Annotated in this window: 12 protein-coding genes and 2 pseudogenes; 6 read left to right on the top strand and 8 right to left on the bottom strand. The window is 72.1% G+C overall.

Annotated elements, in window-relative coordinates; all coding sequences use genetic code 11:
* Nucleotides 1-5: 5 nt before the first annotated feature.
* Complete coding sequence (locus tag B0I32_RS13520; RefSeq protein WP_106238586.1) at nucleotides 6-1043, bottom strand: MerR family transcriptional regulator; 1038 nt, start codon at nucleotides 1041-1043, stop codon at nucleotides 6-8.
* A gap of 128 nt (nucleotides 1044-1171) precedes the next feature.
* Here B0I32_RS13520 and B0I32_RS59805 point away from each other — a divergent pair, with 128 nt between their 5' ends.
* The gene (locus tag B0I32_RS59805; protein ID WP_245955810.1) at nucleotides 1172-1504 is read left to right on the top strand and encodes an SCO4225 family membrane protein; all 333 of its coding nucleotides are present in this window, start codon (nucleotides 1172-1174) and stop codon (nucleotides 1502-1504) included.
* A 36-nt stretch (nucleotides 1505-1540) separates the two neighbouring features.
* Nucleotides 1541-1813, top strand: a complete 273-nt coding sequence (locus B0I32_RS13510; RefSeq protein WP_106238582.1) for an antitoxin — start codon at nucleotides 1541-1543, stop codon at nucleotides 1811-1813.
* A gap of 82 nt (nucleotides 1814-1895) precedes the next feature.
* Here B0I32_RS13510 and B0I32_RS13505 read toward each other — a convergent pair whose 3' ends face one another.
* The gene (locus B0I32_RS13505; RefSeq protein ID WP_106238580.1) at nucleotides 1896-3221 is read right to left on the bottom strand and encodes an MFS transporter; all 1326 of its coding nucleotides are present in this window, start codon (nucleotides 3219-3221) and stop codon (nucleotides 1896-1898) included.
* A 136-nt stretch (nucleotides 3222-3357) separates the two neighbouring features.
* Between B0I32_RS13505 and B0I32_RS13500 the strand changes: the two genes are divergently transcribed.
* On the top strand, nucleotides 3358-4857 hold the full coding sequence (locus B0I32_RS13500) for a cobyric acid synthase (RefSeq protein WP_106238578.1): 1500 nt from the start codon (nucleotides 3358-3360) through the stop codon (nucleotides 4855-4857).
* A gap of 6 nt (nucleotides 4858-4863) precedes the next feature.
* On the opposite strand, the gene B0I32_RS13495 is transcribed toward B0I32_RS13500, so the two are convergent.
* Both B0I32_RS13495 and B0I32_RS13490 read right to left on the bottom strand, forming a co-directional pair.
* On the bottom strand, nucleotides 4864-5892 hold the full coding sequence (locus tag B0I32_RS13495) for a 1-acyl-sn-glycerol-3-phosphate acyltransferase (RefSeq protein ID WP_106238576.1): 1029 nt from the start codon (nucleotides 5890-5892) through the stop codon (nucleotides 4864-4866).
* A 19-nt stretch (nucleotides 5893-5911) separates the two neighbouring features.
* The gene (locus tag B0I32_RS13490) at nucleotides 5912-6739 is read right to left on the bottom strand and encodes a patatin-like phospholipase family protein (protein WP_245955808.1); all 828 of its coding nucleotides are present in this window, start codon (nucleotides 6737-6739) and stop codon (nucleotides 5912-5914) included.
* Between the two features lie 92 nt (nucleotides 6740-6831).
* On the opposite strand from B0I32_RS13490, the gene B0I32_RS13485 reads away from it, so the two are divergent.
* The 3 genes from B0I32_RS13485 (at nucleotide 6832) to B0I32_RS13475 (ending at nucleotide 10275) form a co-directional block, all read left to right on the top strand.
* On the top strand, nucleotides 6832-7743 hold the full coding sequence (locus B0I32_RS13485) for an ABC transporter ATP-binding protein (protein ID WP_106238571.1): 912 nt from the start codon (nucleotides 6832-6834) through the stop codon (nucleotides 7741-7743).
* The gene (locus tag B0I32_RS13480; RefSeq protein WP_106238570.1) at nucleotides 7721-8512 is read left to right on the top strand and encodes an ABC transporter permease subunit; all 792 of its coding nucleotides are present in this window, start codon (nucleotides 7721-7723) and stop codon (nucleotides 8510-8512) included. Before B0I32_RS13485 ends, B0I32_RS13480 begins: the two co-directional genes overlap by 23 nt.
* 695 nt (nucleotides 8513-9207) lie before the next feature.
* Nucleotides 9208-10275, top strand: coding sequence for a PucR family transcriptional regulator (locus B0I32_RS13475; protein ID WP_245955807.1), 1068 nt, complete (start codon nucleotides 9208-9210; stop codon nucleotides 10273-10275).
* A gap of 417 nt (nucleotides 10276-10692) precedes the next feature.
* Here B0I32_RS13475 and B0I32_RS13465 read toward each other — a convergent pair whose 3' ends face one another.
* The 4 genes and pseudogenes from B0I32_RS13465 to B0I32_RS61650 form a co-directional block, all read right to left on the bottom strand.
* Nucleotides 10693-11640 (bottom strand): quinone oxidoreductase family protein, encoded by a 948-nt coding sequence (locus tag B0I32_RS13465; protein WP_106238567.1) that lies wholly within the window; start codon nucleotides 11638-11640, stop codon nucleotides 10693-10695.
* 319 nt (nucleotides 11641-11959) lie between these two features.
* Nucleotides 11960-12841, bottom strand: coding sequence for a Vgb family protein (locus B0I32_RS13460; protein ID WP_106238565.1), 882 nt, complete (start codon nucleotides 12839-12841; stop codon nucleotides 11960-11962).
* 104 nt (nucleotides 12842-12945) lie between these two features.
* Nucleotides 12946-13560: pseudogene (locus B0I32_RS61655) on the bottom strand (ATP-binding cassette domain-containing protein); the annotation flags it as partial.
* A 702-nt stretch (nucleotides 13561-14262) separates the two neighbouring features.
* Nucleotides 14263-14673, bottom strand: a pseudogene (locus tag B0I32_RS61650) (ATP-binding cassette domain-containing protein); the annotation flags it as partial.
* Between the last annotated feature and the right edge of the window lie 6 nt (nucleotides 14674-14679).

The following is a 14679-nucleotide window of genomic DNA, read 5'->3' as shown; positions in this document are numbered from 1 at the left end:
ATGGTTCATCCGCTCGGGTGGGCGGCGTGGGTCCGGCCGGGCAGGTGGGTGCGTAGCGCGGTGATGAACCAGGTGAGGGCCGGGGCCAGGCTCTCCGGCGGCGGCCAGCCGTTGATCACGGCCAGCAGTTCGGCGTACCGCTCCCTGCGCGGATCGCCGGCCGCCTCCAGCCGGTCCAGCAGCGTCGCGCCGCTGAGACCGGTCGCGGTGAGCAGCGCCGTCACGTACGGCTCGGCCTCGGCGGAGGCCGGGCCGACGCCGGCGGCGAGCGCGGGCGCGGCCAGAGCCCGAGCCATGGCCGCCGCATCCGGCCGCACGACGGCGACCCGCGCCACACCCCGGCCACGCTCGCCCATGCGCTCTCCCATGTGATCGCCTGTGTGACCGGCCACGTGATCGCTCATGCGCTCGGCCGTGTGATTGGCCGTGTGCTCGGCCACGTGATCGGCTATGTGTCCGGCGATGCGCCGGATGGAGGCGCGGAAGTCCGGGTCGCGGGAGAGTTCCGCCAGCTCCACCCAAGCCTCCACCTGCTCAGGATCGGGATCGTCCGGCAGCTCGGGCGTCATCGACGTCATGACGCCGGCGAAGGCCGGATCCCCGGTCAGGTCGCCGAAGGCGGCGGCGAGGAAGTCGCCGACCAGGCGGCGCCGCTCGGCCTCCGACAGTTTGGCGAGCTCGTGCATCAGTTCCATCTCCTCTGGGGTGGAGCCGCGCCTGGCCACCGCCGTCAGCACGGCCTGCCGCAGGCGCAGCGTGCGGATCTGGGTCTCCAGGGCCGCCGCGTGCGCCGCCGCGACCTCGGCCAGGGAGATCTCCCGGTCCAGGACGCCGCGGATGGTGGCCAGGTCGAGCCCGAGGTCGCGCAGCGTGCGTACGAGATCGAGACGGGCCAGGGCGGTCGGGTCGTAACGGCGGTAGCCGGCGGGGCTGCGGCCGGCGGGGGGCACGATGCCCTGATCGGAGTAGAACCGGATGGTCTTGACCGTGAGCCCGGTGAGCCGGGCCAGGTCGCCGATCGAGTAGAGCGTGTCCCCGTCCATGACCCCACTCTCGCGTCTCCCCTCACTGGAGACTCAAGCCGCCCTCGCGAAGAATGAGCCGCCGTACTCAGCGGGTCTGAGGGCGAATGCTCAGGCCGGCGCGGGCTCGCCCCTGACAGGCTGGGGGAATGACTTCGCTGAGAGAGTACGTGTCGCGTTACGACCGGGGGCGGCGCGGTCTGGCGATCGCGGGGGCGTACGCGCTGCTCGTCCTGCTGGTCGCCGCCTACGTCGAGATCAGTACCCGGCTGGCGGCGGACAGCCAGGGGCTTGAGGGCATCTACCTCTTCATCGTCACGGCCCCGAGCTCGTTGCTCGTCATGCTGCTCCCGGTGGCCGGCGTGCTTCCGTCGGAGGTGTACCTGGCGCTGCTCGTGGGGGTCGGCCTGCTGCAGGCGTGGGTGTTGTGGCTGCTCACGCGGGGTCGGCGGGTGGCACATCATCCCCGGCAGCCGGGGTAGGGGCCGGAAGACAGGACGAACGAGGGGGATACGGTCATGAGCCGCATAGCGGAGTGGCTGAAGAAAGCCGAGAACCTGGCCCGGGGGCACTCCAAGCAGGCAGACCGGGTGCTGGACCGCGCGGAGGAGTTCGCGAAGGAACGCACCGGACACAAGTACGACGACCAGATCAGCAAGGGCGCCGACGCCGTGCAGCAGCGTTACGGCGGCGGCCAGCCCGGTCAGCAGCAGGGCCACCAGCAGCCGGGTCAGCCGGCCGGCCAGGAGACGCAGGAGGAGCGCGAGCGGCGCATGCCGCCGCAGGGCTGAGCCCTCGGCGCGAGAGCCGCGGGACCGCTCACGACGGGGCACGAGTGCCGGTGGCCCACACCACCGGCACCGTCCTCGCACGTCACCGGCGCGCGTCCTCCAGGACCTTGTTCGCGTCCCGTTCGAACGACGCCCTGGCCCCGAGCGTGAGCAGCCCGCCCACGACCATGGGCACCACCAGCACGTACATCCCGGACAGCAGCGAGTCGAACTGGTCTGAGGCGATGCCGACGACCAGCGAGCCGAACGCGGCGCCCGCCGTGAGCAGCAGCTGCAGCACCGCGAAGCCGAGGCCGCGGGCGCCGGCCGGCACCACGTCCGCGACGCAGGCGGTCATGTTGGGGATCGCGATCGACATCAGCGAGCAGGCGAGCAGCACCAGCACCGTGAGCGCGGCGATCGAGTCCATGGACAGCGCGACGGCGAGGACCACGGAGCCCGCCGTGATGCCGCCGCCACCGGCGAGCAGCCGGCCGCCCTGGCGGGTGCCGTGCCATTTCCGGCCCAGCCACGAGCCGACCAAGGTGCCGGTGAGGGTTCCCGCGACGGTGATGAGGCCGCTGAGCGAGCCGGCCGCGGCCACGTCGACGCCGAAGGTCCGCACCATGAGCGTGGGCAGCCAGAAGAAGACGCCGGCCAGGCCCAGGCTGAGCAGGGCCAGGCCGACGCAGACGAAGATCAGCGTCGGGATCGCCACCACCTGGCGGAGCTGGGCCCGGAACGGCGGCTTGGCCGCCGCCTCGACCGCCGGGGAGTCCTCCGGCGGTGACTCGGCCCCGGCCACCAGCCGGTCGAGCTCGCCGCGGCGCGGCTCGCGCAGGAACCAGACGAGCACCGCCGTGAGCACGCCGGGCACGACCATGATGAGGAACGCGGTACGCCAGCCGAAGCTCCCGGCCAGCACGCCGCCGAGCAGGGTGCCGACGCCGCCCAGGTAGGTGGTGACGCGGGTCAGCCCGTACGCCTTGGCCCGGCTGGCGGGCGGGTAGTAGTCGGCCAGCAGACTGCCCGCGGCCGGATTGTCGATGTTCTCGGCCGCCGCCAGGAACACCCGCATCAGGTAGAACAGGGCGAATCCGGTGGCCAGGCCCGAGCCGAGCGTGGCGATCGCCCAGCAGAAGACGACGATCGCGATGATGCGCGTACGGCTGAACCGGTCGGCCAGATAGCCGGCGGGCAGGGAGACGACGGCCGCGGCCAGCGCGGCGGCGGTCGGGATGGAGCCGGCCGCGGTGTCGCTGAAACCCCATTCCCGCTGGATGAGCGGCAGCACCCCGGACAGGAGGTTGTGCTCGATCCGGTCCACTAGTCCGACGATGAAGAGCACCACGAGGGGCGCCCATCCGAATGGCGCGCGCGAGTGCGCGTCGATCAAGCCAGCACGCGGAGAACCGAACGTCCCGACCATGCCCACCCTTTCCAGTAGGGAAATCTAGAATTCTGTTCTAGGGCGATGTTCTAGTCAGAGTGGCAGAAGTCACAGCGTTCGTAAATGGGTGATTACCGCGAAATTTCGTCACTCATGCCTTCGGTACGGTGGTCGCATGGTCAAGGGGGCACTGCTGGTCGCGGGCACCACGTCCGACGCGGGCAAGAGCGTGGTGACGGCCGGCATCTGCCGCTGGCTGGCGCGTCAGGGTGTCCGCGTCGCGCCCTTCAAGGCGCAGAACATGTCGCTCAACTCGTACGTCACCGCCGACGGCGCCGAGATCGGCCGCGCCCAGGCCGCCCAGGCGCGGGCGGCGGGCCTGGAGCCCGTCGCCGACATGAACCCCGTGCTGCTCAAGCCGGGCAGCGACCGCCGCAGCCAGGTCGTGCTCATGGGCCGCCCGGTGGCGGACGTGGACGCCATGGAGTACGGCGCGCTGAAGGACCTGCTGCGCACCACGTCCCTGGAGGCTCTGAAACGGCTGCGCGAGCAGTACGACGTGGTGGTGTGCGAGGGCGCGGGCAGCCCGGCGGAGATCAACCTGCGCCGCTCCGACATCGCCAACATGGGCCTGGCCAGGGCCGCGAACCTGCCCGTGCTCGTGGTCGGCGACATCGACAGGGGAGGGGTGTTCGCCGCGTTCTACGGCACGGTGGGCCTGCTGGACGCCGCCGACCAGGCCCTCGTCTCCGGTTTCGTGGTCAACAAGTTCAGGGGCGCGAAGGAACTGCTGCGACCTGGCCTCGACATGATCGGGCGGCTGACCGGGCGCGAGGTGTACGGCGTGCTGCCCTGGCTCGAAGGCCCCTGGCTGGACGTCGAGGACTCCCTGGCTCTCGACGGCCGCCAGGTCGCCGCGCGGCCCCCGTACGGCAGGCAGACCCTGCGGGTCGCGGTCGTGCGGCTGCCCAGGATCTCGAACTTCACCGACGTGGACGCGCTGGCCGCCGAGCCGGGTGTGCTGGTGCGCTTCGTGAGCGATCCGGCCGAACTGGACGACGCCGACCTCGTCGTGCTGCCCGGCTCCCGGGCCACCGTCGACGACCTGACCTGGCTGCGCGAGCGCGGCCTGGCGGCCGCCCTGCGCGAGCGGAGCGGGCCCGTGCTGGGCATCTGCGGCGGCTTCCAGATGCTCGGCAGGGAGATCGTGGACGAGGTGGAGTCAGGGGCGGGCCGGGTCGAAGGGCTGGGCCTGCTGCCGGTACGGATCACGTTCGAGCGCCACAAGCGGCTGGCCAGACCCGAGGGGCAGGCGTACGGGGAGCGGGTGCAGGCGTACGAGATCCACCACGGGGTGGCCACGGTGGAGGGCGGCGAGCCGTTCCTCGACGGCTGCCGCCAGGGGAACGTCTGGGGCACCACCTGGCACGGCGCCCTGGAGAACGACGGCTTCCGGCGCGCGTTCCTGGCGGACGTGGCCGCGCGGGCGGGACGGGACTTCGCACCGGATCCCGCCACCGACTTCGCCGCGCTGCGCGAGGAGCGGCTCGACGCGCTCGGGGACCTGGTCGAGCAGCACCTGGACACCGCCGCCCTGCTCCACCTCATCCAGCACGGCCCGCCACCCGGCCTGCCGCTCCTGCCACCGGGCGCCCAGATGGGCGAACCCCGCTGACCGCGCTCAGCCGTGTTCGGCCCGGTCGGGGGTTCTGGCCTGGCGCTGGGCGCCGATCCAGGCGTCGATCTGCTCCCAGTGGTCGTAGAGCCAGCCGATCCTGGCCTCGCGCTCCCCGGGCACCTCGGCGGCGGGCACCCGCCACCACTTCGCGGTGATGTGTGCGCGAAGGGGGAGTTTGCGCCAGACGTCCCCGAGGGTGATCAGGTCGTCCAGGCCGGTGTGCGCGACGAAGATGACGTCGGCACCCGGGCGCGCCTCGATCGCCGCGATGGCGCCGTTCGGGCGGGGCGGCAGCAGGTGGTCCATCCCGCGCGCCCGATCCGCCTGCGCGCCCAGGCCCTTCTCCTCCAGCCGCCTGATCGCCAGCCGGCGGCGGCGCGGGGTGAAGTTGCCGCCCTCAGGGAAGATCACCAGAGCGTCCTCGTCGCCCATCGTGCCGGCCAGGCGGCGGATCTCCTCGACGACCCGGCTCTGCTCGGCGGAGCTCCGGGGGACGAACGCGTTCGGCAGCCGGTTGATGACGACGTCGAGCGAGGGATCGTACTGAAGTGCGGCCTTCATGACGATGCGGGGCCGCCGGTGATACCGCGCCAGCAGGTGATGGATGAGCAGGAAGGAGTCGCCGGGCCCCGCGTGCCGTGACAGCACGATGACCGGCCGCGTCAGCCGGGCCGCCCGTTCCTCCGCCGTCGGCTCGGGCTCCTCGATGTCCAGGGTCAGCCGGAAGATGCGCACCGCGGCGGCGTACACCTTCGCCAGGAACCACCCGATCAGCGCATAGTGCCGCTCCTGCCTGCGCGCCCCGCCCGCCACCCACAACCACAGGCAGGCGATCAGCACCGCCGACTCCAGCGTCAGCCAGACGATCCCGAACCAGACGAACCTCGGGCCCCTGCGCTGCGGCGGCGGCAGCCGCAACGAGGCGGCGGCCGTGACAACGAGCCAGAACGGCAGCGTCACCAGCATGAACAGGGTCATCACGATGACCAGAGGAGCCAGCACGAGCCTGCGCAGAATACGTGGTGGAAGCACCGCGGCCTCCCTCAGAGGTCTACTCCCATCCTCCCCCGTTCCGCAGATAGCGGGAAGACGCCTGGTAGGCGCGTTCGATCGAGGCCGAGATCTGCGACACGTCGCGGTAGCGCAGCGGCGACAGCGGCTCGGTCAGCCCGGCCGGCAGCACGTGCACCTCGACGCCCGGCGGCAGCGTGGCCAGGTCCTCGGCGAACCGGTGCCGGCGAGCGATCTCGAACGCCACCATGCCCACCTCCCAGAACCGCCTGGGCGGCGACAGCGGCCGCTCGATCCTGCCGACGTGCAGCACGAAGACGCGCCTGGCCCCGAGCAGCACGGCCCGCCCGATCGGGATGCTGTGCACCAGGCCGCCGTCGTAGAAGTGCTCACCGCCGATCACGACCGGCGGCAGCAGCCCCGGCACCGCGCACGACGCCAGCACCGCCTCCACCAGCGGCCCGCCGGTGAACCAGTGGGCCGCCGCGCGCTCGACCGAGGCCGCCACGCACTGGAACGGCACCTGCAACTCCTCGATCCGGGAAGCCCGCAGCGTCTCGGTCAGCACCCCGCGCAGGGGGCCGATCGGGTGCAGATGGGTGCCGGTCCTGGCCAGCGTCGACAGCCGGGCCACCCATGAGCCGGCGAAGGCCGTACGGACGATGTCGGAGCTCCACAGGTCCGCCAGCAGGCCGACCGCCTCGCCCGGCGCGGCGGCCACGACCGCGCCGTTCAGCGCCCCGACGGACGTGCCCACCACCAGGTCGGGACGGATGCCCGCCTCGTCGAGCGCCCGCAGCATGCCGACCTCGTGCGCGCCGAGCACGCCGCCGCCACCGAGCACGAACGCGGTCTCCACGCGACTCACCCTCTCCTTGCCGGGTTCCGGAAGCCAACCGGGCGCAAACCTGCCGGGCCCGCCCCGTGACGAGCCGCCCGGCGGGGCGCGACGATTCGGCCATGACAGCAGTGGTGCAGACCGAAGGGCTGACCAAGTATTACGGCAAACGCCGGGGCCTGGAGGATCTCACGCTCGAGATCCAGCCGGGCGAGGTCTTCGGCTACCTCGGCCCCAACGGCGCGGGAAAGACGACCACGATCCGGCTCCTGCTGGACGTGATCAGGCCCACCAGAGGCACCGTACGCGTGCTCGGCGGCGACCCGCGCGAGCCCGCGACCCGCGCCAGGATGGGTTACCTGCCCGGAGACCTGGTGCTGGAGGAACGCGACCGGGCCATCGACTACCTGCGCTTCCTCGGCCGCGCCCGCGGCGGCGTGCCGGCCGCCCGCATCGAGGCCCTGGCCGAACGCTTCGACGCCGACCTGTCGGTGCCGATGCGCAAACTGTCCAAGGGCAACAAGCAGAAGATCGGGCTGATCCAGGCGTTCATGCACGAACCGGAGTTCGTCATCCTCGACGAGCCGACCGCCGGGCTCGACCCGCTGGTGCAGCAGGAGTTCCTGGCGCTGGTGCGCGAGGTGCGCACCTCCGGCCGGACCGTGCTCATGTCCTCCCACGTGCTGGCCGAGGTGGAGAACGTCTCCGACCGGGTCGGCATCGTCCGCGCCGGCCGGCTGGTGGCCGTGGAGAACGTCGCGGTCCTGCGCGAGAAGGCGGTCCGCCGGGTCGAGCTGCACTTCGAGTCGCCCGTGCCGCGCGACGCCTTCGACGATCTGCCCGGCGTACGGGACCTGCGCGTCGAGGGCGCCGGCGTGAGCTGCACCATCGACGGCCGGCCCGACGCGCTGATCAAGGCCGCGGCCAGGTTCACCGTGGTGCACCTGGTCAGCGCGGAGCCGGACCTGGAGGAGATCTTCCTGACCTACTACAGCCACGAGGAGGCGCACCATGATCACCCGCAGCCTGCGTGACGTCCGCTGGGTGCTCACCTGGTGGACCGCCGGCGTCAGTGCCTTCATCGTTCTGTACCTGTCCGTCTACGGCAACATCAAGCAGAGCCCCGAGCTGTACGGCCCCGCGATGCTGGCCAAGTTCCCCGGCCCGCTGCGCGACCTCATGGGCGGGCTGGAGGACATGACCTCCGGCGCCGGCTTCCTGCAGACGGTCGTCTACCAGCTGTTCGTCCCCATGCTGTGCATCGCGTGCGCGACCCTCCTGGCCAACCGGGCGCTGGCGACGCCGGAGGAGACGGGGACGCTGGAGCTGATCGTCACCCTGCCGGTGGACCGGCGGCGGCTCGTGCTCGCCAGGTTCGCCGCGCTGGTCCTGAGCCTGCTCGTGCTGACCGCCGTGACGCTGCTGGTCGCCGCCGGGATGGTCACACTCGTCTCCGCCGGCGTCCCGTTCGGCCGGATCCTCGCCGGGCACACCGGCGTCCTGCTGATCGCCCTCTTCTACGGCACCGTGGCCCTGACCGCCGGTGCCGCCACCGGCCGCCGGATCGTCGCCTCGGCCGTGGTGGGGGTGTGGGTGGTGGCCGGGTACGCCGTCACCACCATCGGGCGGTCGGTGGAGGGGATCGCCTGGCTGAAGTGGGTCTCACCGTTCCACTACTACTCATCGGGGCGGCCCCTCTATGAGGGACTGCCGGTGGGGGACTACCTTGTGCTGGCGGGGGCGACGGTGGTGCTCGCACTCACCGCGGTGCTCGCCTTCGACAGGCGTGACGTAGGAGTCTGATGCTGCGCCCTGACCAGCGCCCGGACGCTGACCCACCCACTGAACGGGTACCGGACGCCGACCCACCCGCCGCCTCGCGCGCCGTCCCACCCGCTGGTCCGCGGTCGGACGCCGATTCGCCCGTTGGACGGGGGCAGGACGCTGATCCGCCTGCTGGTCCGCGGTCGGACGCCGACCTGCCCGCTTGCCCGCAGTCGGAGGCTGGTTCGCCCGCTGCGCTACGGTCGGACGTCGGCTCGCTTCCCGGGCTGAGGCCGGATACTGACCCGTTTCCCGGTCGGCGGACCGCCGGCTCGCCTTCCGAGCTGAGGCCGGACGCCGAGCCGCCTTTCGGTCGGCGGACAGGTGCCTCCGTCGACGGACCTGCGGATCCGCGGCCGGCGGCGCCTGTGGACATTTGTGAGGGCCTGCCGGCGGACGTGCCCGCGGGTCTGCCCACGGAGCCGCGCACCGGCCTGCGGGCGGAGGGACCTGGCGGTTTTCGGGCCGACGGACCGGTAGGGGCGGACTTGCCTGGAGCGCCGCAGGCGGACGGGTCGATGGATGTGGACTCGTCTGGCACGGACTTGTCTGGCGTGGACCCATCCGGAGCGGGCCCATCCGGAGGGGGCCCGTCTGGCGTGGACCCGTCCGGTGCGGACTCGTCTGGCGTGGGTCCGTCCGGCGTGGGCCCGTCTGGTGCGGGCTCGTATGGCGTGGACCGGCCGAAGGAGTTGCGGGCGGATGGGTCGTTGGGTGGGGTGGCGGAGCTGCTCGGTGGGCACCGGCAGCGGCTGGCAGACCACGCGGCGACCGGCCGATTACCCGGCAGGCAGGTCATGGACGCCTACCGCGCCGCCGGCACCAGAGCGGCCGAGGAGGGCGTCCCGTTGCGGGCCCTCGTGGACGCCGCACTCGCCGCCGGCGAAGGTCTGCCCGGCGTACTGCCCGCACTCCGCAAGGCCGTCGCGGCGCTCATGGAGGGGTACGAACGGGCGCAGCAGGCGGCCCTGCGTGCCGAGGAGGACGCGCGCAGGGAGTTCGTGGACGACCTGCTCCAGGGCCGGGCCGAGCGGCTGGCGGAGCGGGCCGAGCACTTCGGGCTGCGGCTGGCCGAGTCGTACGTGGTGGCGGTGGCCCGCGGCATGCGAGACGGCGACCAGGACAGGATCGAACGGGAGCTGATCGCCAGGTTCGGCTCCCACAACGTGCTCGTGGCCGTACGCGACGGGCTGCTCGTGTGCGTCGCCCCGGCGATGCTGCCGGCCGCCGTCGGCGAGTTCACCCACCACGTACGCGCCCGCTTCCCGACCGGCTGGCGCGTCGGCGTGGGCCGGCCGCACCGGGGTCCCGGAGGAGTGGTGGCCTCCTACCGGGAGGCGGCCCAGTCCCTTGAGCTGGCCGACAGCCTCGGTCTCAAACCGGACGTCGTCAAGGCGGCCGACCTCCTCGTCTTCCCCGTACTGCTGCGCGACAGAAGCGCCATCGAAGACCTGGTGACCAGCGTGCTCAACCCGCTCCTGGAGGCACGGGGCGGCCACGAGCCGCTGCTGGAGACGTTGGAAGCGATCTTCGCCTCCCAGGGCAACCAGACAGCCGCGGCCCGGCGACTGCGGGTGAGCCCACGGGCGATCACGTACCGCCTGGAACGCATCCGCCGCCTGACAGGCTTCTCCCCGGACGAACCCACACAACGCTTCACCCTGGAAACAGCAGTGCTCGGCGCCCGCCTGTTGGGCTGGCCCACCGCTTTTCCCCGCCCCACCCCACGCCCAGACCCGTGACTTTTACCTGGCGCGCGTACACCTAGGTAGGCGCGCCGACTGTATGGCCGACCTAGGGCAGGACGAGGGGCCGCGTCGGGGCCGGGCGCCGAGCGGGCCGTCGGCGATGCTGGTTGCGACCACGGCGGCGAAACGACCCAACCCGGACCCGGGCCCGACGAACGACCCCACCCACATCCGGACCCGGACCCGGACCCGGACCCGGACCCGGACCCGGACCCGGACCCGGACCCGGACCCGGACCCGGACCCGGACCCGGACCCGACCCGGCTTTGGCTCCTGTTCCCGATCCGGACCTGGGCCTGGATCCGGACCTGGGCCTGGGCCTGGGCCTGGACCCGACCCCGGCCCCAGCACGGTCCCGGGCTCGGATTGATGCTGCGAGGTCTGAGGATGTCGCGTCTCAGTGGGGCGGGGTCAGGGGATGAGTAGCAGCTTTCCGGTGGTGCGGCGGCCGGCGAGGTCTTCGTGGGCCTGGCGTACGTCGGCCAGGGGGTAGCGGTGGGAGATGTTGATCGTCAGTTGGCCCGCCGCGATCCAACCGAACAGGTCGGAGGCGCGTTGGAGCAGCTCCTCGCGGTCGGCGATGTAGTGGCCGAGCGTGGGCCTGGTCAGGAAGAGGGAGCCCTTTCGCTGGAGCGCCTGGGGGTCGAGCAACGGGGCGGGTCCGCTCGCGGCGCCGTACAGGGCCATGAGGCCGCGGGGGCGCAGCACCTCCAGGCCGCCCTCGAACGTGGTCTTGCCGACGCCGTCGTACACGACGTGAAGCTTGCCGCGCAGGGCATCGGCGAAGTCGTCGTACCCCAGCACCTCGTCCGCCCCGGCCTGCCTGGCGAGCTTCTCCTTCTCGCTGGTGGAGACCGTGCTGTAGACCTTGGCGCCCTTGAGCTTGGCCAGCTGGATCAGCAACTGGCCCATGCCGCCGGCGCCCGCGTGGACGAGGACCTGGTCGCCCTCCTTCACCGCGTACGTGGAGTGCGTCAGGTAGTGGGCCGTCATGCCCTGCAACATCGTCGCGGCCGCCACCTCGGCCGACACGCCGTCGGGCACCGGCACCACCCGATCGGCCGGCACCACGGCCTTCTCGGCGTAGCTGCCGAGCACGTTCGCCCACGCGACCCTGTCCCCCACGGCGACGTCCCGCACACCCGGCCCCACGGCTGACACCGTTCCCGAGCCCTCGCTGCCGATGATGAGGGGCAGATCGAGCGGGTACGTGCCGGAGCGGTGGTAGATGTCGATGAAGTTGACGCCGCTGGCGGCGACGTCGATCACGACCTCCCCCTCACCGGGTGCCGGGTCGGGACGCTCGACGTATTCGAGAACCTCTGGACCGCCCTGGGCGGAGATGACGATGGCATGCATGCCCCTAGTCAACTCCGCCTCCCTCCGGCCATGCCACCCCGGGTCATGCTTTCGCGCCGACGCGATGACGCAGCCGTCCCCTCCCATCGGCAGGCACGCCCACGTCCCCGGCCCCGGCCCCGCCAATCATGGCCCACCGGTCTCCGCTTCGGCGGCTGCAGCTCAGCGGCTCCCAAGGCTTGATCGAGCTGAGGGATAGGGACGCAGGCCAGCGCTCGCTCAGGCGCCGAGGGGCAAGCGGTCGGATGGGCAAGCGGGCGGGCTGGGCGGTCGGGGACACGGCCCAGCGCCCCTCAGACGCGGGTGGTGAATGGTCCGGCTAGGAGACAGGGACGCGGGCCAGGGCTCCTGCTTCCAGGGCTACCCAGAGTGCTCCGTCCGGGCCGATCGTCAGCCCGTGGGGCTCGGCCTTGGCAGGTTCGGTGTCCTCCTTGGCCGGCGGGACGGGCAGGGGGTGCTCGTCGATGACGCCGTCGGTGGTGATGCGGCCGACGCGGCCGACGGCCCACTCGGTGAACCAGAGGGCGCCGTCAGGGCCGGCGATGATCGCGTGGGGACGGGCGGCCCGGTCGGGCAGGGGATATTCGGTGATCGCGCCCGAGACGTCTATCCGGCCGATCTGGCCCGCGCCGATCTCGACGAACCAGAGGGCGCCGTCCGGCCCCAGCGTCATCCCCACCGGGGCGGCGCCCTCCGTGGGCAGCGGGTGGAGGGTGATCTCGCCCGACAGGGAGATGCGTCCGATGGCGTTGCCCTGGTTGAGGGTGAACCAGAGCGCGTCGTCCGGCCCCGCCACGATGAATGACGGCATCCCGCCTTCGACCGGCACGTCGAACGTGGTCGTCACCCCGTCGGCGCCGATGCGCCCGATCCGGCCGGCCTCCAGTTCGGTGAACCACAGGGCCCCGTCGGGGCCGGCGGCGAGCCCGTACGGGGTGTTCGCCTCGTAGGTCGTGAGCCGGCCTTCAGCGGTGATGCGGCTGATCCGGCCGCCCTTGTACTCGGAGAACCACATCTCCCCATCCGGACCACGCACGATGAGGGTCGGCTGCCCGTCCGCGGAGTCGAGCTGGTGGATCACCGGTTTCTCGCCCGGCACCAGCCTGCCGACGCGGCCTTGGTGGGCGAGGGTGAACCAGAGGGCTCCGTCGGCTCCTGTGGCGATGCCGTAGGGCGCGCCCGCATCGATCATGGTCAACATATGCTTCTCCCCGATGGTGGTAGATGTGGTCGGCATTTCCCGTCCCCGACGGATTCGGGTCACGCTGCCTTCCCCGACGTAGGCATGTGATGGCGTGGTGCCGGTCATCGAAGGCGGCCTCGTACCAGCTCGATCTCCTTGCCCCGGAATCGGCGCAGGAGGGCGCGGTCGTGGGAGACCACGACGGTCGCGCCGTCGTAGCCGTCGAGGGCGCGCTCCAGCTCCTCCGCCAGCACCGGTGACAGGTGGTTGGTCGGCTCGTCGAGCAGCAGCAGGTCGTGCTGCTCGGCCAGCAGTCTGGCCAGCGCCAGCCTGCGCCGCTGTCCGACTGACAGCTCGCCGGTTCGCTGGGACAGGGTGTGTGGCCGGAAGAGGCCGGTGTTCAGCAGCGCCGACCCGCGTTCGTCGGCGTATCCGATGCCATATGCCTCCAGCACGCTGTGGTCCGGGTCGAAGGTCACCTCCTGGGGGAGGTAGCCGACGCGGCAGCCGGCTCGTTCGGCGAGTATGCGCATCAGCGTGGATTTGCCCGCGCCGTTGGCGCCCCGGAGCAGCAGCCGGTCACCGGCCCTGATGGTCAGTGAGTCGATCTGGAGCCGATCGGCCACCCGGACGTCACGCAGCTCCACCAGCACGGGTGCGGTCGTGGCCTCCCGCGTCGTGCTGTGTGCGGCCGGGGCTTCCGGCGTCGCATCGCGTGCAGCCGCGTCATCGGCCCGTTCGGTGGACTGCTGCGCTGCATGGCCGGGCTGGTCGGTGGACTGCTGCGCTGCATGGCCGGGCTGGTCGGTGGATTGCTGCGCCGCATGGCCGGGCTGGTCGGTGGATGGCCGCGTCATATGGCCGGGCTGGGCGGTGGTTGAGCGGGTCGGGGCGGCGGAGGGGGCGGCCGGGGGCGGGGGGTCGGTGGTGGTGAAGGCGGCTTGGAAGTGGAGGGGGGTCGGGGGGCGGGGGACCGGGTTGGCCTCCAGGCGGCGGAGGCGCTCGTGGGCGTTGCGGACGCGGCTGGCCACTGAGCTCTGGACTCGGCCGGCGTTGCGGTCGTAGGCCATCTTGTTGTTGTCGCGCATCAGCCGGCCGGCGGCCACGCGGTGGGCGGTGGTGGCGGCGTGTTCGCGGACCTGGTGGATCTCTTCGCGCCAGGCCGCGTACGCCTGCTCCCAGCGGGCCCTGGCCGCGGCCTTGGCGGTGAGGTAGCCGGTGTAGCCGCCGCCGAAGCGGGTGACCGTGCCGTGCTCGACCTCAAGGATCACCGTGGCGACCCGGTCGAGGAAGACGCGGTCGTGGGAGACCACGGCCACCGTGCCCCGGTGCTCGCGCAGGCGCTCTTCGAGCCAGGTCAGCGCCGCCTCGTCGAGATGGTTGGTCGGCTCGTCGAGCAGCAGCACGCGCGGCGCGGCTGCCAGCACGCAGGCCAGGCCCAGCCGGGCCTGCTCGCCGCCGGACAGGCTCGACAGCCGCCGGTCGCGGCTCACGTGGGCGAGCCCGAGGCCGTGGAAGGCGCGCTCGACGCGGGCGTCGGCCTCGTAGCCGCCGCGCAGCTCGTAGGCCGTCATGAGCTCCCCGTATTCGTCCATGACCTCGTCGGTGAGCGCCGACTCGAGCTCGCGCATCCTGCGCTCCATCGCGCGCAGGTCGGCGAGGGCGGCGTCGACGGCCTGCTGGACGGTGTGTTCCGGCGGCAGGCCGAGGGTCTGCCCGAGGTGGCCGAAGTCGCCCTCGACGCGCACCTCGCCGTCGTCGGGCCGCTCGACTCCCGCGATCAGGCGCAGCAGCGTGGACTTGCCGGAGCCGTTCTCGCCGACGATGCCGGCGCGCTCGCCGGATCTCACGGAGAG

It is taken from the genome of Nonomuraea fuscirosea (assembly GCF_003001935.1).
Classification (GTDB): domain Bacteria; phylum Actinomycetota; class Actinomycetes; order Streptosporangiales; family Streptosporangiaceae; genus Nonomuraea; species Nonomuraea fuscirosea.
The sequence above is the reverse complement of the archived record's forward strand: the minus strand, read 5'-3'. Positions and strand labels throughout refer to the sequence as shown.